The 18,166-nt window shown below is 62.8% G+C and carries 20 protein-coding genes; 6 read left to right on the top strand and 14 right to left on the bottom strand.

Annotated elements, in window-relative coordinates; genetic code table 11:
* Positions 1–16 precede the first annotated feature (16 nt).
* From O4H53_RS02500 to O4H53_RS02460, 9 genes are all read right to left on the bottom strand, one after another.
* Positions 17–1,279 (bottom strand): imelysin family protein, encoded by a 1,263-nt coding sequence (locus tag O4H53_RS02500; protein ID WP_269361141.1) that lies wholly within the window; start codon positions 1,277–1,279, stop codon positions 17–19.
* Positions 1,280–1,503: 224 nt separating this feature from the next.
* Positions 1,504–3,708 (bottom strand): 3-hydroxyacyl-CoA dehydrogenase NAD-binding domain-containing protein, encoded by a 2,205-nt coding sequence (locus O4H53_RS02495; protein WP_269361140.1) that lies wholly within the window; start codon positions 3,706–3,708, stop codon positions 1,504–1,506.
* On the bottom strand, positions 3,705–4,172 hold the full coding sequence (locus tag O4H53_RS02490) for a cupin domain-containing protein (protein WP_269361137.1): 468 nt from the start codon (positions 4,170–4,172) through the stop codon (positions 3,705–3,707). The genes O4H53_RS02495 and O4H53_RS02490 overlap by 4 nt, the downstream gene beginning before the upstream one ends.
* 1 nt (position 4,173) lies before the next feature.
* Positions 4,174–5,385: an acetyl-CoA C-acetyltransferase gene (locus O4H53_RS02485; protein WP_269361136.1), complete on the bottom strand. Its 1,212-nt coding sequence runs from the start codon at positions 5,383–5,385 to the stop codon at positions 4,174–4,176.
* Between the two features lie 17 nt (positions 5,386–5,402).
* Entirely contained in the window at positions 5,403–6,041 is a 639-nt protein-coding gene (locus tag O4H53_RS02480) for a glutathione S-transferase family protein (RefSeq protein ID WP_269361134.1), read from the bottom strand.
* Between the two features lie 96 nt (positions 6,042–6,137).
* The gene (locus O4H53_RS02475) at positions 6,138–7,286 is read right to left on the bottom strand and encodes an acyl-CoA dehydrogenase family protein (protein ID WP_269361599.1); all 1,149 of its coding nucleotides are present in this window, start codon (positions 7,284–7,286) and stop codon (positions 6,138–6,140) included.
* A gap of 37 nt (positions 7,287–7,323) precedes the next feature.
* Entirely contained in the window at positions 7,324–7,536 is a 213-nt protein-coding gene (locus tag O4H53_RS02470; protein ID WP_114275103.1) for a hypothetical protein, read from the bottom strand.
* Positions 7,537–7,581: 45 nt separating this feature from the next.
* Entirely contained in the window at positions 7,582–9,363 is a 1,782-nt protein-coding gene (locus O4H53_RS02465) for an acyl-CoA dehydrogenase C-terminal domain-containing protein (RefSeq protein ID WP_269361131.1), read from the bottom strand.
* Between the two features lie 39 nt (positions 9,364–9,402).
* A complete protein-coding gene (locus O4H53_RS02460; protein WP_114275358.1) occupies positions 9,403–9,804 on the bottom strand; it encodes a MerR family transcriptional regulator in 402 nt (133 codons plus the stop codon).
* Positions 9,805–10,047: 243 nt separating this feature from the next.
* Here O4H53_RS02460 and O4H53_RS02455 point away from each other — a divergent pair, with 243 nt between their 5' ends.
* Positions 10,048–10,788, top strand: a complete 741-nt coding sequence (locus O4H53_RS02455) for a helix-turn-helix transcriptional regulator (RefSeq protein ID WP_269361129.1) — start codon at positions 10,048–10,050, stop codon at positions 10,786–10,788.
* A 96-nt stretch (positions 10,789–10,884) separates the two neighbouring features.
* Positions 10,885–11,097: a hypothetical protein gene (locus O4H53_RS02450; protein WP_269361127.1), complete on the top strand. Its 213-nt coding sequence runs from the start codon at positions 10,885–10,887 to the stop codon at positions 11,095–11,097.
* A gap of 61 nt (positions 11,098–11,158) precedes the next feature.
* Here the strand turns inward: O4H53_RS02450 and O4H53_RS02445 are convergent, their stop codons facing one another.
* Positions 11,159–11,539 (bottom strand): MerR family transcriptional regulator, encoded by a 381-nt coding sequence (locus tag O4H53_RS02445; protein ID WP_114275099.1) that lies wholly within the window; start codon positions 11,537–11,539, stop codon positions 11,159–11,161.
* A gap of 106 nt (positions 11,540–11,645) precedes the next feature.
* On the opposite strand from O4H53_RS02445, the gene O4H53_RS02440 reads away from it, so the two are divergent.
* From O4H53_RS02440 to O4H53_RS02430, 3 genes are read left to right on the top strand one after another with little or no spacing between them, the layout of a single operon-like run.
* The gene (locus O4H53_RS02440) at positions 11,646–12,068 is read left to right on the top strand and encodes a PaaI family thioesterase (protein WP_269361125.1); all 423 of its coding nucleotides are present in this window, start codon (positions 11,646–11,648) and stop codon (positions 12,066–12,068) included.
* Positions 12,065–12,577: a PaaI family thioesterase gene (locus O4H53_RS02435; protein WP_269361123.1), complete on the top strand. Its 513-nt coding sequence runs from the start codon at positions 12,065–12,067 to the stop codon at positions 12,575–12,577. The genes O4H53_RS02440 and O4H53_RS02435 overlap by 4 nt, the downstream gene beginning before the upstream one ends.
* 1 nt (position 12,578) lies before the next feature.
* Positions 12,579–13,943 carry an MATE family efflux transporter gene (locus O4H53_RS02430; RefSeq protein ID WP_269361121.1) on the top strand — a complete coding sequence of 455 codons (1,365 nt, stop codon included), beginning with the start codon at positions 12,579–12,581 and terminating at the stop codon, positions 13,941–13,943.
* A 154-nt stretch (positions 13,944–14,097) separates the two neighbouring features.
* Here O4H53_RS02430 and arsC read toward each other — a convergent pair whose 3' ends face one another.
* From arsC to O4H53_RS02410, 4 genes are read right to left on the bottom strand one after another with little or no spacing between them, the layout of a single operon-like run.
* Positions 14,098–14,442: an arsenate reductase (glutaredoxin) gene (gene arsC / locus O4H53_RS02425; RefSeq protein WP_269361119.1), complete on the bottom strand. Its 345-nt coding sequence runs from the start codon at positions 14,440–14,442 to the stop codon at positions 14,098–14,100.
* Entirely contained in the window at positions 14,439–15,479 is a 1,041-nt protein-coding gene (locus O4H53_RS02420; RefSeq protein WP_269361598.1) for a quinone-dependent dihydroorotate dehydrogenase, read from the bottom strand. Before O4H53_RS02420 ends, arsC begins: the two co-directional genes overlap by 4 nt.
* Entirely contained in the window at positions 15,479–15,910 is a 432-nt protein-coding gene (locus O4H53_RS02415; protein ID WP_269361117.1) for a DUF1330 domain-containing protein, read from the bottom strand. Before O4H53_RS02415 ends, O4H53_RS02420 begins: the two co-directional genes overlap by 1 nt.
* Positions 15,907–16,257 (bottom strand): DUF952 domain-containing protein, encoded by a 351-nt coding sequence (locus tag O4H53_RS02410; protein ID WP_114275093.1) that lies wholly within the window; start codon positions 16,255–16,257, stop codon positions 15,907–15,909. Before O4H53_RS02410 ends, O4H53_RS02415 begins: the two co-directional genes overlap by 4 nt.
* A gap of 292 nt (positions 16,258–16,549) precedes the next feature.
* Between O4H53_RS02410 and O4H53_RS02405 the strand changes: the two genes are divergently transcribed.
* Complete coding sequence (locus O4H53_RS02405) at positions 16,550–18,106, top strand: bifunctional metallophosphatase/5'-nucleotidase (protein WP_269361115.1); 1,557 nt, start codon at positions 16,550–16,552, stop codon at positions 18,104–18,106.
* The last annotated feature ends 60 nt before the right edge of the window (positions 18,107–18,166 follow it).

Genomic DNA, 18,166 nt, shown 5'->3' with positions numbered 1-18,166 from the left:
GGCTGATCCGGTTTGCTTATTGGAAGACGGCGTTGGGATTGTCCAGACTGTCGGAACCTTCAAAGGCGACCTGATCGAGCCCCAGAACCTTGACCACACGTTCGATCGTGCGGGTCTGGTCGATCAGCCCGTTGACCCCGCCCATGATCAGCGCCTCGCCGCCTGCATTGCCGCGCTCCAGCATCTGGTCATAGGCAAAACCGGCTTCGGCCGCGGTCTTGATCCGCCCCAGCGCCAGCATCGTTGAGCTCAGCTTTTCGCGCATTTCTGTGTCCAGCGCCGGGTCGGTCTCTGCGACCAGATCGGAGAGCGAGGGGCCGGAAACCAGCGTGCCGTCAACACTGACATATTCACCCAGATAGGTGCTCTGCACGCCAAGCCCGTCGTAGTAATGGCTGTTGTGGGTGTTGTCGGAAAAACAGTCATGCTCTTCTTCGGGGTCGTTCAGCATCAGGCCAAGGCGCATCCGCTCGCCCGCCTGCTCGCCATAAGACAGCGAGCCCATGCCGGTCAGCATCGCGGCAAGCCCTGCGTTCTCGTCTTCCAGCAGCGCGGTTCTGGCGGCGCCGCCATCGGCCCATTGTGCGGCCATCCACTCCAGATCCGAGACCAGCAGATCGGTGGCGGCAACCAGATATTCGGCGCGGCGGTCGCAATTGCCATTGGTGCAGTCTTCGCCCATCGCATAATCGGTCCAGGGGCGGTTGCCGGCACCCGCGTCATGGCCGTTCAGGTCCTGACCCCAAAGCAGGAATTCGATGGCGTGGTAGCCGGTGGCCACATTGGCCTCGATCCCGTCGGCCTCGTGCAGGGTTTCGCCCAGCAGTTCGGGGGTGATGGTGCTGGCATCCACCTCGGTCCCGGACAGGGTGAAGGTCGGGTTCGCGATGACGTTCAGCGCGGCCAGCCCGTTTTCGTCCGATGGCCCGCCATAGCTGGCATCGACATAATCAATCAGCCCTTCATCCAGCGGCCAGGCATTCACCTTGCCTTCCCAGTCGTCGACGATGGCATTGCCGAAACGGTAGACCTCGGATTGCTGATAGGGCACCCGCGCCGCCAGCCAGGCCTGCCGCGCCCGGGTCAGGCCCATCGCCGAGGGGGCGTCCAGAAAGCTGGCAACAGCCTCCTGCAGGCGCTGGGCGGTGGTCAAACTGTCCGCGTATTTCGCCGCTGCGATATCGGCATAGGTCTCGATCACCTCGGCCTTCTCGACAGCCAGGACCGGAGTGGCGCAGATCAGCAAAGCAACGGTGGAAAGAAGTGTGGAACGTTTCATCGGAATGTCCTTTTGGTATCTGGGTCTGCCGTCCACCTGTTGACGGCAGGTTGGTAAGGGCTGGCTGGCCCCTTTTATACCCGAGCGAATTGATAAGGAAATAGTATCCGAGGAAAAAACTAGGATAAAGCGGCCGGACGCCACGCGATCCATCGTCGCAGCCTTTTGGCAGGGCATGAAAAAGGGCGCCGAAGCGCCCCTTTCCGATCAGATACGAAGGGCGGTCAGGCCGCCGCCTCAGCCTTTGGCCCGAAGCGGCCATAGAAGGTCTGGTTCTTCTCGGCCATCTCGCGCAGCAGGTCGGGGCATTTGAAGCGGGGGCCGAATTTGGCCTCCAGCTGGTCGCAGCGTTCCGCCGCATAGGGTGTGCCGATCATGTCCAGCCAAGAGAAAGGCCCGCCCGACCAGGGGGCAAAGCCCCAGCCCAGGATCGCGCCCACGTCACCCTCGCGGATGTCCATCAGCACGCCTTCCTCCAGCGCGCGCACGGCTTCCAGCACCTGCACGAACATCAGCCGGTCCTGGATTTCCTGCAAGTCAGGCTGTTCCTCGGCCAGCGGGTATTTGTCGTGGATGCCCTTCCAATAGCCCAGGCGCTTGCCCTTTTCGTCATAGTCGAAATAGCCCGCCTTGGCCTTGCGGCCCAGACGGCCCAGGTCTTCCATCCAGACGATCAGGTCGTCGGCCTCGGAGGCGGGGTATTCGTTGCCCATGGCCGCCTTGGTGGCGCGCATGATCTTGGTCGCCAGATCGACGGAAGTTTCATCGCCCAGCTGCACCGGCCCCACGGGGAAGCCCAGCAATTGCGCGGCGTTGTCGATCAGCACGGGGGCCACGCCCTCGGTGATCATGCGGTTCGCCTCGCCGCCATAGGGGATGATGCAGCGGTTGGCATAGAAGAACCGCGCGTCGTTGACCACGATCGGCGTCTTGCGGATCTGGCGCACATAGTCGAGCGATTTGGCCACCGCACGGTCGCCGGTCTTCTCGCCCTTGATGATCTCCACCAGCGCCATGCGTTCCACGGGGCTGAAGAAGTGGATGCCGATGAACTGCTCAGGACGGCTCGATGCCTGGGCCAGCCCGGTGATCGGCAGGGTCGAGGTGTTGGAGGCAAAGATGCAATCCTCCGGGATCACGGCCTCGACCTTCCGGGTCATTTCGGCCTTCACCGATGGGTCCTCGAACACCGCTTCGATGATCAGGTCACAACCCTTGAGCTGCTCCAGATCCGGTGTGGCGGTGATCAGGCCAAGGGCGGCTTCCTTCTTCTCCGGCGTGGATTTGCGGCGCGCGATGCCCTTGTCGAAATAGGCGGCGGCATATCCCTTGCCCTTGTCGGCGGCTTCCTGATCGCGGTCGATCAGCACCACCTCGATCCCCGCCTGGGCAGAGACCAGCGCGATGCCCGCACCCATCATGCCCGCACCCAGCACGCCCAGCTTCTTCACCCGCTGGTCCGCAACGCCTTCGGGGCGCACAGCACCTTTCTCCAGCGCTTCCTTGTTCAGGAACAGCGACCGGATCATCGCCGAGGACGAAGGGTTCATCAGAACGGAAGTGAACCAGCGCGCCTCGATCTTCAGCGCGGTATCGAAATCGACCAGCGCGCCCTCGTAAACCGCCGACAGCAGCGCCTTGGCGGCGGGATAGACGCCCTTGGTATTGGCATTGACCATCGCGGAAGCGCCCACGAAAGTCATGAAACCCGCCGGGTGATAGGGCGCGCCGCCGGGCATCTTGTACCCCTTGGCATCCCAGGGCTTGACCAGATCGGCGTCCTTGGCATTCAGCACCCATTCCCTGGCCGCAGCCACCGGGTCATCGGCGACCTCGTCGATCAGGCCCGCCTTCACGGCAGCCTCGGGGGCGACCATCTTGCCTTCCAGCAGGAAGGGGGAGGCGGCCATCGCGCCCAGCTTGCGCGAGACACGGGTGGTGCCGCCGGCACCGGGGAAGATGCCGACCATGATTTCCGGCAGGCCGATGCGCGCCTTGGGGTTGTTGGCGGCAAAGATGCGGTGGGTGGCCAGCGGCAGCTCCAGCCCGATGCCCGCAGCCGTGCCGGGCAGGGCGGCGGCGATGGGTTTGCCCCCCGTCAATTTCTTGGGGTCCATGCCCGCGCGCTCGATCTTGCGCAGCAGGGCATGCATTTTCATCGTGCCCTCGAACAGGCCCCTGGCCGGGTCATCGCCCGCGTCCTGCTTCATCTTGGCCAGCAGGTTCAGGTCCATGCCGCCAGCAAAGGAGCCTTCCTTGCCGGAGGTGATCACGATGCCCTTCACGGCGTCGTCGGCCAGGGCGGTGTCGATCAGCGCGTCCAACTCGCTCAGCCCGTCGATGGACATCACGTTCATGGATTTGCCGGGCACGTCCCAGGTGATGATGGCGACGCCGTCGGCGTCAGTCTTCATGGTGAAATCGGTCATTTGGTCTCTCCCTTTTTGGGGTATGGGGTGCCATCGAGATGGGTGAAACCCTGTGGCGTCGCCAGCAGGTCCAGATCGGGATAATGGCAGATGTCGTCTTCGGCACGGGTGCCGACAATCAGATAGGTTGCGGGTTCATCGCTGTGGTTGCGCAGGCAATGCGCGGTGCGGTCGCCCGCCTTCCAGCAGCAGGCGTCGCCCGGTTGCAGCGCGGTTTCCTTGCCGTCCTCGACCACGGTCAGCGCACCGGACAGCAGGTACAGGAATTCGTCTTCCTTCTCGTGCCAGTGCATCTGCGAGGATTGCTTGCCCGGAAGCAGGGTCTCCAGCGCGACGCCGAACTGGGTCAGCCCGCCGGCATCGCCGAAGTTGAGATAGCTGAGGAACCCCCGCCCCAGGTTGAAGGGGTCGGGATAGCTCGACTGGGCTTCGGTCCCGGGAACGCTGCCTGCGCGCAGGATCATGTCACACCCGCTCGATGATGGTGGCGGCGCCCATGCCGGAGGCAATGCAGAGCGTGGCCAGACCCACCTGCTTGTCGCTGCGCTCCAACTCGTCCAGCAGAGTGCCGATGATCATCGCGCCGGTGGCCCCCAGCGGGTGACCCATGGCGATGGCGCCGCCGTTCACGTTGACCTTGTCGTGATCCACGTCAAAGGCCTGCATGAAGCGCAGCACGACCGAGGCGAAGGCTTCGTTCACCTCGAAAAGGTCGATGTCGCCGATGGTCATGCCATTGTCCTTGAGGATCTTTTCGGTCACCGGAACCGGGCCGGTCAGCATGATGGTGGGGTCGGTGCCGATCTTGGCGGTGGCACGGATGCGGGCGCGGGGCTTCAGCCCGTATTTCTCGCCGAATTTCTTGTTGCCGATCAGCACGGCCGCCGCACCGTCCACGATGCCCGAAGAGTTCCCGGCATGGTGGATGTGGTTGATCTTTTCCAGATGCGGATATTTCAGCATCGCGACCTTGTCGAAACCGGGCATGACCTCGCCCATGGCCTGGAAAGCGGGGTTCAGGCTGCCGAGGCTCTGCATGTCGGTTTCCGGGCGCATGTATTCGTCGCGGTCCAGGATGGTCAGCCCGTTCTGGTCGCGGATGGTGATGACGGAATTGTCGAAACGCCCCTCTTTCCAGGCCTTTGCCGCGCGCTGCTGGCTGGCAATCGCCAGCTGGTCTGCGTCATCGCGCGAAAACCCGTATTCGGTTGCGATGATGTCGGCGGAAATGCCCTGCGGGACAAAATAACCCTCCATCGCGATGGAAGGATCGACGGCAATCGCCGCCCCGTCGCTGCCCATCGCCACACGGCCCATCATTTCGACACCGCCCGCGATATAGCCCATGCCGGCACCGCCCCTGATCTGGTTGGCGGCCAGGTTCACCGCCTCCATCCCGCTGGCGCAGAACCGGTTGATGGCGAGGCCGGGAATACGCTCATCCAGGTCGGATGCCAGCACGGCAGTGCGTGCCAGACAGCCGCCCTGTTCCATCACCTGGGTCACATTGCCCCAGATCACGTCCTCCACGGCATGGCCATCGAGGTTGTTGCGCTCCTTGACGGCGTTCAGCGTCTGGGAGGACAGGCGCAGCGCCGTGACCTCGTGCAGCGCGCCGTCCTTGCGGCCCTTGCCACGGGGGGTGCGCAGGGCGTCATAGATATAGGCTTCGGTCATGGTGGTATCTTCCTTTCTCAGGCGCGGTCAGCGGGGCTGCCGGGCATCAGGTCGTAGGGGGCTTTCCAGCCCGGTTGTTCGGACAGACGCGTCAGCCACGCGTCGATGTTGGGCCAGGCAGAGCGGTCAAAGCCGAAGGGCTCGGGGTAATAGAGGTAGCCGCAGCAGGTCAGGTCGGCATTGGTCACGCCGTCGCCCACGATCCAGTCGCGGCCCGCCAGATGTGCGTCAAGCACCGCATAAGCAGCCTTGAGACGGCCAAGCATGAAACCGATGACTTCTGCCGGGCGCTTGTCCTCGGGCAGGAAGTTCATCAGGAACCGGGTCATCCCGGCCTGCGAGCTGAGCTTGTGGTTGTCCCACAGCACCCAGCGCAGGATCTCGCGCCGTTCTGCCGCGTCGCGGCCACCGAACTTGCCGGTTTTCTCGGAGATGTAATCCTGGATCACGCCGGATTGGGTCAGCCGGACATCGCCGTCGATCATCACCGGCGCCTCACCCATGATGTTGAGATCATTGCGGAATTCGGGCGAGCGGCCCTGGCCGCCAAAGAAGTCCACCTTGACCGGTTCCCAGTCGAGGCCGGACAGTTCCAGCGCCAGCGCGGCCTTGTAGCTGTGGCCCGATTCGCCAAAGCAATGGAGTTTGATCGTCATCTGCTGTCTCTCCTGTTTCCGGGGCCGGACCGGGGGTTTCACACCCCCGGACCCCCGTGGGAATATTTATGACCAAAAAGAGCAGGTGCCCGTGCGTCAGAGCGCCCGCGCGATCAGCTCCTTCATGATTTCGTTGGTGCCGCCATAGATGCGCTGGATGCGGGCGTCGGTCCACATTTCGCCAATCGCGTATTCCTGCATGAAGCCGTAGCCGCCATGCAGTTGCAGGCATTCGTCCAGCACCTCGCCCTGGGTGTCGGTCAGCCAGTATTTCGCCATCGCGGCGCGGTCCACGGTCAGCTCACCGCGCAGGTGCTCCGCGATGCAGGTGTCAAGAAAGGCTCGCCCCACGGCGGCCTTGGTCTTGCATTCCGCCAGTTTGAACCGGGTGTTCTGGAACTGGGTCAGCGGCCCGCCAAAGGCTTCGCGCTCCTTGCAATATCTGATCGTCAGATCGACGGCCCCCTCCATCGAGCCCACAGCCTCGCAGCCGATGATCAGCCGTTCCTGCGGAAGCTGCTGCATCATCTGGTAAAAGCCCTTGCCCTCTTCCTGGCCCAGGATGTTTTCGGGTGGGATTTCCACGTTGTCGAAGAAGAGCTCCGAGGTATCCGAGGCATGTTTGCCGATCTTTTCCAGGTTGCGGCCGCGCTGGAACCCCGCTGCGCCCTCGGTTTCAAGCACCACCAGCGAGACCCCTTTGGAACCTTCCTTCGGGTCCGTCTTGGCCGCGACGATGATCAGATTGGCATGCTGACCATTGGTGATGAAGGTTTTTTGCCCCGACAGCCGATAGGCGTTGCCGTCGCGGATCGCCTTGGTCTTGATCCGCTGCACGTCGGACCCGGCGGAGGGTTCGGTCATTGCCAGCGCGCCCACCATCTCGCCCGAAACCATTTTGGGCAGCCAGCGTTTCTTTTGTTCTTCGGTGCCATAGGCCAGGATGTAATGCGCCACGATGCCTGAGTGGATGCCATTGCCCCAGCTGGCCAGATTGGCCCGGGCGCTTTCGATCAGGATCGCCGCCTCATGGCCGAAGTCGCCCCCCGCGCCGCCGTATTCCTCGGGGATGGAGGGGCAGAGCAGGCCCAGTTCGCCTGCCTGCGCCCAGGTCTCGCGGTCCATCTCGCCCTGCTTGCGCCACTTCTCGAACTTCGGGGCCCATTCGGTGGTGATGAAGGACGCGGCCATATCCGCGATCATCCTGTGTTCGTCCGTCATCCAGTTGGATGATGTCGTGCTCATGTCGTTCATGATCCCTCCCCAGGTCTGTCTTGTCGGCTCAGCGCTTGCGGTCGTCGAGTTCGGCGTTGAAGAGCCTCAGCCGCGCGATCAGGTTTTCCTCGTTGATTACGCTGCCGAAGTTCTCGAACAGGAATGAAAGCGCCTCGCCCTCGTCAAGCCCCGCCTCGCTGCTGAATTTCTTCAGCCGCCTGTACCCGTCCTCCGTCATGGCGACGGGAAAGCGGCGGGTCAGGCGGAAGCGTTTCGGCATCTTAACCTCTTGTTAATAATCAAGGTTTCGCGGCGAAACCGGGGTTCAGAAGTTCGCGGCCTCCAGTGCCATCACCGTATCCGCGCCGGACTGGATGCGGGTCAGGTGCAGCGCCGTGGCAGGCAGTTGCCGCGCCATGTAGTAGCGCCCGGTGGCCAGTTTCGTCTCGTAGAATGAAGCGTCACCCTTGCCCTCCGCAAGCGCCTTCTTGGCTGCCAAGCCCATTTTCGCCCACATCAGCCCGAGGCAGACATGCCCGAACATGTGCATGAAGTCATTGGAGCCGGCGAGCGCGTTGTTGGGGTTCTTCATGCCGTTCTGCATGAAGTACATGCCCGCCTGTTGCAGGTCCTTGCTGGCCGCCTTGAGCGGATCGAGGAAACCCGCATCATATTCCGCGTCCTGACCGGCGTTCTCCTTGATGAAACCTTTCACCATGTCGAAGAAGGCCATGACGTGCTTGCCACCGTCCTGCGCCAGCTTGCGGCCCACGAGGTCCAGCGCCTGCACGCCGTTGGCCCCCTCATAGATCATCGCGATCCGGGCATCGCGGGTGAACTGCGACATGCCCCATTCCTCGATATAGCCATGCCCGCCATAGACCTGCTGGGCCTTCACGGTCATGTCGTAACCCTGATCGGTCAGGAAGCCCTTGATCACCGGCGTCAGCAGCGAGACGAGGCCGTCCGCGTCCTTGTCGCCCGCGCGGTGCGCCGCGTCGATCATGGTGGCGCCCCAGAGGATGAAGGCGCGCGCGCCCTCGGCAAAGCTTTTCTGATCCATCAGGCTGCGGCGGATGTCGGGATGCACGATCAGCGGATCGGCGGGTTTGTCGGGGGCTTGCGCACCTGTCACCGCGCGGCCCTGCAGGCGGTCCTTGGCGTATTCCAGCGCGTTCTGATAGGCAACCTCGGCCTGTGCCAGCCCCTGCATGCCCACGCCCACACGGGCCTCGTTCATCATGGTGAACATGGCGCGCATGCCCTTGTGTTCCTCGCCCAGCAGGAAACCGGTGGCGCCGTCATAGTTCATCACGCAGGTGGAATTGCCGTGGATGCCCATCTTTTCCTCGATGGAGCCGACGGCGACGCCGTTGCGCTCACCCAGAGAACCGTCCTCGTTCACCATGAATTTCGGCACGATGAAAAGCGACACGCCCTTGATCCCCTCCGGGCCGCCTTCGATCTTGGCCAGCACCAGGTGGATGATGTTCTCGGCCATGTCGTGTTCACCGGAAGAGATGAAGATCTTCTGGCCGGTGATCTTGTAGGAGCCATCGTCCTGCGGGGCCGCCTTGGTGCGCATCAGGCCCAGGTCGGTGCCGCAATGCGGTTCGGTCAGGTTCATCGTGCCGGTCCAGTCGCAGGCGACCATTTTCGGCAGATAGGTGTCTTTCTGCGCGTCCGTGCCATGCGCCAGGATGGCAGAGGCGGCACCATGGGTCAGACCCTGATACATGGTGAAAGCCTGGTTCGCAGAGGAGAACATCTCGCCCACTGCGGTGCCCACGACATAGGGCATGTTCTGCCCGCCGTATTGTTCCGGCATGTCCAGACCCGGCCAGCCGCCTTCCTTGACCTGCTCGAAGGCTTCCTTGAAGCCCTTGGGCGTATAGACGACGCCGTTTTCCAGCCGGCAGCCTTCCTTGTCGCCCACCACGTTCAGCGGGGCCAGAACGCCGGAGGTCAGCTTGCCCGCTTCTTCGAGGATGGCAGAGGTGAAATCGGCTTCCAGCTCATCATAGCCGGGGATGCTGCTGCCGGTCACGTTCAGCACATCATGCAGGACGAATTGCAGGTCTTTGACGGGGGGGGTGTAGCTTGGCATGGGGTTCTCCCTAAAACGCGTGTCGGTGGGGCAGGGCGCCTATTCGGCGGCCTTGCGGGATTGGGTCATGGAGGCAATCATCTTTTCCCCCCATTTCAACTGATCTTTCAGGTCGTCGATGGCCTCGTTCAGCTCATCGCGCTGCGCTTCCATGTCAGCAAGCCGGGCACGCGCGATCTCATAGGTCCGCGCGATCTGGGTCTGCTGCTGGTCGCCCATGTGATAGAGGTCCAGCAACTGGCGGATTTCCTCCAGCGAGAAGCCAAAGCGCTTGCCGCGCAGGATCAGCTTCAGCCGCGCGCGGTCCCGCTTGGTGAACAGGCGCTTCTGGCCCTCCCGGATCGGGAAAAGCAGTTCCTTGGCCTCGTAAAAACGCAGAGTGCGCGGGGTGACATCATAGGTGTCGCACATCTGGCGAATGGTCAGCGTATCTGTTGTCATCATCTCTGCTCTCATCAGAAAACCATCACGTTGATTTTGATCTGGGGATACAGAAAGTCTCTTACAACAGAGGTTGACGTTTACGTAAGTCATACGTCACGTCACTTTCGTTTCCGGACAGGCGGCAAGCCGCTGCAATGCCGGGCAACTGTCTTTGCCCCTGTTAAATTGGGGTTTGACGACAGTTTTCAATCTACTTATGTCGCAAAATCTTGTAGAATAGCGCAAGGATCGCGAGGATCTATGTCCCAGACAACGGTCAGGAGTTTCGTAAAGGACTGCGCGGCTGCATCGGATGCCGCGTGTCTCTGGCGGACCATTGTCGCGTTTTTCCACAATTGTGGCATAGAGATGGTCAGCTATCATCTGGACAACGCCGAGGACCTTCCGGGGGGGCGAACGGGCTTTGTCGAGGATGGATTCCCCGAAGAATGGATCTGCGAATACATCGACTCGAATCTGCAGGTCATCGACCCGATACCCGGACTTGCGGCCAGATTGTCCCGGCCTTTCCTGTGGTCCGAGATCGAGAAACTCGCCAATCTGACCGAGCAGGAAGCAGATTTCATACGCCGGCGGAAGGCATCCGACTTTGGCGACGGGATCGCGCTTCCGGTGTTTGGCCCGAAGGGGCGCAACGCGTATTTCGGACTCGGGTTTGGAAAATCGGTTGTCACGGTCCGGCCCGAAAACACCTTCGAGATGCAATGCGTGGCACAGATCGCACATCTCCGGTTCTGCGAATTGATAGAGGACACGCTGCGCAACATCGATCTTTCCCCCCGGGAGCTGGAAATACTGCGCTGGATGGCACGGGGCAAAAGCAACAGCGTGATTGCCGAAATTCTGGGCATTTCAAGGCATACGGTTGACACCATAGGCCGCAGACTATTTGACAAATTGGATGTTAACGATCGCACGACCGCAGCCATCAAAGGGCTCGGGTCGGGACTTTTGCAAATTAAAGAACTTGATATCGTGTAGCGCATTCGCGTGACGTGACCCGCGCGTTTGCCACGGCTATCTGACCCGTCCATGCGCTATGCTGCACATGCAGCATGCACTGCGAAAGGCTCCTAAATGAACGATTCCGCGAAATCCCTTCCCACATGTGATCCCCGTGAACGTCTGTTGGAAGCGGCCAAGCTGGTAGAAGACGCTGCTTACGACCTGGCGTCATCGCATTCCAGCGGGCTGGTGTCGGAATTGATCGTGATCGCCGCAGAGATGGACCGAATCGCAAAAGTCATCGCGCCCGCCGACCGCCTGCAGGATGAAGGGGTCAAAACCTGATCCGACGGGGACTGAGCCGCGGATCAAGGGGTCGAAAACCTTTGATTAATGGATCCTCACCCTAAGCGCTTCTCTTTTCCAGCTCTCCGACGGTGTCATCGTGCAGGCGCTGCAATTCGGCCATGGCCTCATCCAGTTGCGCGCGCTGCTCTGCCAGTTCCTTGAGCTGCCGCTCCGAGGCCGTCACCCAAGCGCGCATCTGCGCCTCGGTTCCTTCCTTTTCGTAGATCAGCAGCCACTGCCGGATGCCCTCTAGGGAAAAACCGAACTTGCGGCCGCGCAGGATCAGTTTCATCCGCGCGCATTCCCTGGGGCTGTAAAAGCGTGACCGCCCTTCGCGTTCCGGCTGCAGCAGTTCGATGTATTCATAGTAACGCAGCGTGCGTGGTGTGACGTCGAACCGTGCACACATCTGTTTGAAGGTCAGTCTTTCTTCGGCCATCATCAATCTCCCGCAGCGCAAGCTAGGATGATGCCGTGCCAAGCGCAACAGGTGGTCTTGTCCTTTGCGTGTCACCAGCCGATAACGGTGCCCGAAAGAGGGGCCGATGACGGACAAATTGAAACAAGCCAACCAGTTCATCCGCGCCCTGCCGCATGCGCGCGCGCTCGGGATGGAGTTGCAATCTCTGGAAATGGGAACCGCGATCATCTCCATGCCCTATGCCGAGAGGCTGATCGGTGACCCCAAGACAGGCGTTGTGCACGGCGGCGCCGTGTCGGCGCTGATGGATACGGCCTGCGGCGCTGCGGTGATGAGCCATCCCAGCAATCCGGCGGGCACCGCAACCATTGATCTGCGCATCGAATACCTGCGGGCCGCCACGCCCGGGCAGACGATCACCACCGAAGCCACCTGTTACCATGTCACCCGCTCCGTGGCCTTTGTGCGGGCCACCGCCCATGACGAGGACCGCGCGACGCCCGTGGCCATGGCCACAGGGACCTTCACGGTGGAGGGGCGCAAATGACCCGGCGTCCCGGACCTGAACCGGTTCAGATCGTCAAACAGCGCCGCGATGCCGTCTTGCGCGCCCTGGTCGAGGGGGTGCCCTATGTGCAGTTCATGGGCATCACCTTTGAACGCCGGGGCGATGAGCTGACGGGGATCATGCCCTACAAGGACGATCTGATCGGCAATCCGATCCTGCCCGCGCTGCATGGCGGTGCCACAGCGGCGTTTCTGGAGGTCACGGCGATCATCACGCTGAGCTGGGCCTTTATCTGGGAGGATATGGAAAGCGGCGCGCTGGATGTCAGCGACCTGAGCCATGTGCATCTGCCGCGCCTGCCCAAGACCATTGATTTCACCGTCGACTACCTGCGCTCCGGCCTGCCGCGCGACGCCTATGCCCGCGCCCGGATCAACCGCTCGGGGCGGCGCTATGCCAGTGTCCACGTCGAAGGCTGGCAGGACAACCGGGAACGGATGTTCGCCCAGGCGACAGGCCATTTCGTGATGCCGCAGCGCAAGGGGTGACGTGACAGATCCGATTTCCGACGGCGAGGTGCGCGCGATCAAGGCAGGTGCGCTGGCGCCCCGCGATGTGGTCACACATCGGCGCGTGCTGAACATCGCGCTGCCCATCGTCATCTCCAATGCCACCGTGCCCCTGCTGGGGGCGGTGGATACCGGGGTGGTGGGACAGATCGGGCTGGCCGCGCCGGTGGGGGCGGTGGGGCTGGGCGCGATTATCCTTTCCGCCTTTTACTGGGTCTTCGGGTTCCTGCGCATGGGGACCACCGGATTGACCGCGCAGGCAACCGGCAACGGTGACGAGGCCGAGGTGGCCGCCCTGCTGACGCGCGGGTTGCTGGTGGGCCTCGGGGCCGGTCTGGTTGTGGTGGCTCTGCAGTTGCCGCTGTTCTGGGCGGCCTTCCTGGTCTCTCCGGGCACCGAGGAGGTCGAGGGCCTCGCGCGGTCCTATATGGCCATCCGCATCTGGTCGGCCCCGGCGGCCATCGCGCTTTATGCCATCACCGGATGGCTGATCGCACAGGAGCGCACCCGGGCGGTGCTGGTGATCCAGTTGGTGATGAACGGGCTGAACATCGGTCTGGACCTGTGGTTCGTGCTGGGGCTGGAATGGGGTGTGCAGGGCGTGGCCCTTGCCACTTTCATCGCGGAATGGACCGGGGCGATGCTTGGCCTGTGGTTCTGCCGCGCGGCCTTCCGGGGGCCGGGCTGGCGCAACTGGCTGCAGGTTTTCAACCGGTTGAAATGGGTTCAGATGGTGCGGTTGAACACCGATATCCTGATCCGGTCGCTGCTGCTGGAGGCGATGTTTGTCTCTTTCATGTTTCTTGGGGCCGGGTTGGGTGATGTGACGCTGGCGGCCAATCAGGTGCTGCTGCATTTCCTGATGATCACCTCCTACGGGCTGGACGGTTTCGCCTTTTCGGCGGAGGCTTTGGTGGGCAAGGCCATGGGCGCGCGGCAGCGCGCTGTCCTGCGCCGCAGCGCGATGCTGAGCATGGGCTGGGCCTTTGCCACTTCGGCGCTGGTCATGGTGGTTTTTGCGCTGGCCGGGCCGCAGATCATCGACCTGATGGTCAAGGCACCGGAGGTGCAGCAGATGGCGCGGGTCTTTTTGCCCTATGTCGTTGTCCTGCCCCTGATCGCCTGCGGGGCCTTCATGCTGGACGGGGTCTTTATCGGGGCCACGCGGTCGCGGGACATGCGCAACATGATGGCGATCAGTTTCGGCATCTACGTGGGGGCGGTGACCCTGCTGCTGCCCGCCATCGGCAATCATGGTCTCTGGGCAGCGATGCTGATTGCCTTCGTGGCGCGGGCCGTGACCCTTGGGCTGCGCTATCCCGCGCTTGAACGGGCGGCGGCTTAGAGCGCCCCGCCTTGAATTTGTATCGCCGATACCCTGCCGCGCTGCGCGCTCTCGGGACATCGGCGATATGGCGTGTATCAGGTAAAAGGCGGGACGCTGTAGGCGATTTTTGAAAAAATCGCCGCCGGAATTTTGCAAAATTCCGCAGCGCGCGTCAGAGCAGGTCCTGCACGGCCTCGGGCGGGCGACCGATCACCGCACGGTTGCCTGAAAATACGATGGGCCGCTCGATCAGGACCGGGTTCTGCGCCATGGCCGACAGCAGCGCCGTTTCCGGCGTCTCGCTGTTCAGGCCAAGCTCCTTGCAGGCCTTCTCTCCCTTGCGCAGCATGTCGCGCAGGGAGGACAGCCCCAGCGCCCTGCGGGCCGCGTCGATCTCGGCCTCGGTCGGTGCGTCATCAAGGTAGCGGCGGATGGTGACCTCGGTGCCGCTCTGCTCGATCAGCGCCAGGGTCTGGCGGGATTTGGAGCAGCGCGGGTTGTGCCAGATGGTGATCATAGCCAGTCTCCTCTGCGACTGCCGACGGCATCGGCCACCTGGTCAAACCCGTCCCGGGCCAGCAGGGCGTCAAGGCCGCGGGCGATTTCGCCGACCAGGCCAATGCCGCCGTAGACCAGGGCGGTGTAAAGCTGCACCGCGCTGGCACCTGCACAGATCTTGGCATAGGCCTGTTCGGCCGAGCCGACACCGCCGACCCCGATCAGGGGGATATCGGTGAGGGTGGAGAGCCGGGCCAGCACCCGGGTCGATTTTTCGAACAGCGGCGCGCCAGACAGGCCGCCCGCCTGCTGCGCATGGGCCGAGCGCAACCCGTCGCGGCCCAATGTGGTGTTGGTTGCGATGATCGCCGAGATGCCCGCGGCATTTGCCACCTCGGCCACATCGGCGATTTCCGCCTCCGACAGGTCCGGCGCGATCTTGAGGAAGACAGGCGTCGCGCCGCGCACCTCCATCACCCCGTCCAGAAGGGCCGCAAGCGCGGCCTTGCCCTGCAGGTCGCGCAGCTTTTCGGTATTGGGAGAGGAGACGTTTACGGTGGCAAAATCGACATGGTTGCGGGCCGCGATCATGACCCGGGCAAAATCATCCGCGCGGTCCGTGCTGGTCTTGTTCGCGCCGAGGTTCAGGCCAACCGGAATGCCAGCGCCGCGCCGCGCAAGCCTGCCACAGATGGCATCGGCGCCTTCGTTGTTGAAGCCGAAGCGGTTGATGGCAGCGGCGTCTTCGCTCAGCCGGAACAGGCGGGGGCGCGGGTTGCCCGGCTGCGGCAGGGGGGTGGCGGCCCCGATTTCGATAAAGCCGAACCCGGCGCGTGACAGCGGGGCGACGGCGGTGCCGTTCTTGTCGAATCCTGCCGCCAGCCCGACAGGGTTGGGCAGGTACATGTCGGCAAGGGTGGTTTGCAGCCGTGGCGTGGTGACCGGGCCGGGGCTGGGGGCCAGGTTGCAGCGCAGCGCCCGCAGGGCAAGCCCATGGGCCACTTCCGGGTCAAGCCGATGCAGCGCGCCGAGCCCCAGACGCTCGATCAGCGACATCATGCAAAGCCATCCCGGGTGGCAAGCGGGGTGCTGCGGATCAGCCGCGAACTGCGGACAGCGGCCTGCCGGTGGATGACCGCGCGCTGATATTCGGGGTCCGAGACCATCGCCAGAAAGGCATGGGCATTGGGGTAGGCCGCGATGAACATCGCATCCCAGTTCTCATCCTGGGGGCCGATGAGGGTCATGTCGAACTGGCCCCGCCACAGGATGCTGCCCCCCACGCGCGCCAGAACCGGGGCCGAATGCCTGCCGTAAAGCGCATAGGCCTGCGCCCCGGTCAGCCCGTCCCGGGCCAGCTCGTGATCGCCGGGGTAATTCGCCAGATCGTTGAAGGCCACGAGGTTGAGCATGTTGAGCGGCGCATCGCGGTCCAGCGCCTTGAAGGCGTCGAACTGGGCGCGGTCCGGGTCGATGAAATCGCTCATTGGCCGGCCTCCTCCAGACCTGCGGGGAACTGGTGGCGCCCGTCAAGGATCGGCAGCGGCTGCGCCCAGACCACATCTTCCATGGTCATGCGGCGGTAGAGATGCGGAAACAGCGCCCCGCCGCGCGAGGGTTCCCATTTCAGCGCCTCACCTGCAGCTGTCGCGTCCACCGCGACCAGCATCAGCCCTTCGGCCCCGGCGAAATACTTCGCTGCCGTCTCTTCGACCTGTGCGGCGGTCGAGAAATGCACATAGCCATCGGCGATGTCGATGGGCGCCCCATCGGTGCTGCCGGCCTGGCGCAATGTGGTCCATTGGTCGGCCAGAAATATCTTGAAAATCAACATGAGGCAGTCATGCCCCGGCAGTCAACGCGGGTCAAGGCGGGTCGGACCCTCGCAACCACCTGGATGTGCTCCTGCCGTCGGATTTGAGTATTTGGGGCTTAAAGAAGTCCGGTTTTCTCTTCTTTTTGCCAAAAATACGCGGTCCGGACCCCAATGCCCGCGCTTCATCGGGAACAGAGCAGGGCATTGCCGCCGGCGTCGCTTGACCCAACGGCATGCCGCGCACAAGCGCTTTGACAGTCGCAAGGGCGCAGGCCACCATGCTGCCATCTGTTCCAACTGGGGAAAAGCAATGAAACGATTCTTGACAAGCGTTGCAGCGCTGGGCCTGACGGCCGGTGCGGCTGCCGCCGACTATCAGCTTACCATTCTTCACACCAATGACTTTCACGCGCGGTTCGAGCCGATCAGCAAATATGACGGTCCCTGTGGTGCCGAAGACAATACCGCAGGCGACTGCTTTGGCGGTTCCGCCCGGCTGATGACAGCGATCACCGAGGCCCGTGCGCGGTCCAACAACTCGATCCTGGTGGATGGCGGCGACCAGTTTCAGGGGACGCTGTTCTATACCTATTACAAGGGCGCGCTGGCGGCCGAGATGATGAACAAGATGGGCTATGACGCGATGACGGTGGGCAACCACGAATTCGACGACGGGCCCGAGGTTCTGAAAGGCTTCATGGACACGATCGACTTTCCGATCCTGATGTCCAACGCCGATGTCTCGGCGGAGCCGCTGCTTGCGGGCAAGCTGCCGAAATCCACCATCATCGAAAGGGGCGGTGAAAAGCTGGGCCTGATCGGGCTGACGCCGGAAGATACGGATGAGCTGGCAAGCCCCGGTGAGAACATCACCTTTTCCGACCCCGTTGCTGCGGTGCAGGGCGAGGTGGACAAGCTGACCGCCGAGGGCGTGAACAAGATCATCGTGCTGTCGCACTCCGGCTACGGCGTGGACCAGCGCGTTGCCGCTGAAACCACCGGCGTGGACGTGATTGTAGGCGGCCATTCCAACACGCTGCTGAGCAACACCAATGACCGTGCCGAGGGGCCATATCCGACCATGGTGGGCAATACCGCCATTGTGCAGGCCTATGCCTATGGCAAGTTCCTGGGCGAGCTGAACGTGACTTTCGACGATGAAGGCAATGTGACCGAGGCCAGCGGCGAGCCGCTGATCATGGATGCCGCGGTGACCGAGGACGAGGGCACTGTCGCGCGCATCAGCGAAGCGGCGGCACCGCTGGAGGAGATCCGCAGCAAGGTCGTTGCCCATACGGATGAAGCCATCGGCGGCGACCGCGAGGTCTGCCGGTCCCAGGAATGCACCATGGGCAACCTGATTGCCGACGCCATGCTGGCGCGGGTGGCCGATCAGGGCATTGACGTGGCGATCCAGAACGGCGGCGGCATCCGTGCCTCCATCGACGCGGGCGATGTGACCATGGGCGAGGTGCTGACGGTCCTGCCGTTCCAGAACACCCTGTCCACCTTCCAGGTGAGTGGTGAAACCCTGAAGGCGGCGCTGGAAAACGGTGTCAGCCAGGTCGAGGAAGGCGCGGGCCGTTTCCCGCAGGTTGCGGGCATCACCTTTGCCTTTGATGCCAGTGCCGAACCGGGCAGCCGGGTCAGCGACGTGATGGTCGGGGGGGAACCGCTGGACATGGGCAAGACCTATGGCGTGGTCTCCAACAACTATGTGCGCAACGGTGGCGACGGCTATGACATGTTCAAGTCGGCAATGAACGCCTATGACTTCGGCCCCGATCTGGCCGATGTGACCGCCGACTACCTGGCGGCGAATGCGCCCTACAAGCCCTATACCGACGGGCGCATAACGGTAAAGTAAGGCATAAGCCCTGAGTACGGAAAGGCGCGACCGGTCCCGGCCGCGCCTTTTCCTTTGCCT

The organism is Sulfitobacter sp. G21635-S1 (genome assembly GCF_027213915.1).
Lineage (GTDB): Bacteria > Pseudomonadota > Alphaproteobacteria > Rhodobacterales > Rhodobacteraceae > Sulfitobacter.
Note: the sequence above shows the minus strand (reverse complement) of the source record. Positions and strands in the feature narration are given on the sequence as shown.

Bases quoted from the DNA above. Each gene is read 5' to 3' on its own strand.
- O4H53_RS02440 (WP_269361125.1), top strand. From the start codon at position 11,646: ATGACGGACAAATTGAAACAAGCCAACCAGTTCATCCGCGCCCTGCCG.
- O4H53_RS02410 (WP_114275093.1), bottom strand. From the start codon at position 16,257: ATGTTGATTTTCAAGATATTTCTGGCCGACCAATGGACCACATTGCGC.
- O4H53_RS02420 (WP_269361598.1), bottom strand. From the start codon at position 15,479: ATGTCGCTGATCGAGCGTCTGGGGCTCGGCGCGCTGCATCGGCTTGAC.
- O4H53_RS02480 (WP_269361134.1), bottom strand. From the start codon at position 6,041: ATGACGATCAAACTCCATTGCTTTGGCGAATCGGGCCACAGCTACAAG.
- O4H53_RS02415 (WP_269361117.1), bottom strand. From the start codon at position 15,910: ATGAGCGATTTCATCGACCCGGACCGCGCCCAGTTCGACGCCTTCAAG.
- arsC (WP_269361119.1), bottom strand. From the start codon at position 14,442: ATGATCACCATCTGGCACAACCCGCGCTGCTCCAAATCCCGCCAGACC.
- O4H53_RS02495 (WP_269361140.1), bottom strand. From the start codon at position 3,708: ATGACCGATTTCACCATGAAGACTGACGCCGACGGCGTCGCCATCATC.
- O4H53_RS02470 (WP_114275103.1), bottom strand. From the start codon at position 7,536: ATGCCGAAACGCTTCCGCCTGACCCGCCGCTTTCCCGTCGCCATGACG.
- O4H53_RS02460 (WP_114275358.1), bottom strand. From the start codon at position 9,804: ATGACAACAGATACGCTGACCATTCGCCAGATGTGCGACACCTATGAT.
- O4H53_RS02445 (WP_114275099.1), bottom strand. From the start codon at position 11,539: ATGGCCGAAGAAAGACTGACCTTCAAACAGATGTGTGCACGGTTCGAC.
- O4H53_RS02405 (WP_269361115.1), top strand. From the start codon at position 16,550: ATGAAACGATTCTTGACAAGCGTTGCAGCGCTGGGCCTGACGGCCGGT.
- O4H53_RS02455 (WP_269361129.1), top strand. From the start codon at position 10,048: ATGTCCCAGACAACGGTCAGGAGTTTCGTAAAGGACTGCGCGGCTGCA.
- O4H53_RS02435 (WP_269361123.1), top strand. From the start codon at position 12,065: ATGACCCGGCGTCCCGGACCTGAACCGGTTCAGATCGTCAAACAGCGC.
- O4H53_RS02490 (WP_269361137.1), bottom strand. From the start codon at position 4,172: ATGATCCTGCGCGCAGGCAGCGTTCCCGGGACCGAAGCCCAGTCGAGC.
- O4H53_RS02485 (WP_269361136.1), bottom strand. From the start codon at position 5,385: ATGACCGAAGCCTATATCTATGACGCCCTGCGCACCCCCCGTGGCAAG.
- O4H53_RS02450 (WP_269361127.1), top strand. From the start codon at position 10,885: ATGAACGATTCCGCGAAATCCCTTCCCACATGTGATCCCCGTGAACGT.
- O4H53_RS02475 (WP_269361599.1), bottom strand. From the start codon at position 7,286: ATGAGCACGACATCATCCAACTGGATGACGGACGAACACAGGATGATC.
- O4H53_RS02500 (WP_269361141.1), bottom strand. From the start codon at position 1,279: ATGAAACGTTCCACACTTCTTTCCACCGTTGCTTTGCTGATCTGCGCC.
- O4H53_RS02465 (WP_269361131.1), bottom strand. From the start codon at position 9,363: ATGCCAAGCTACACCCCCCCCGTCAAAGACCTGCAATTCGTCCTGCAT.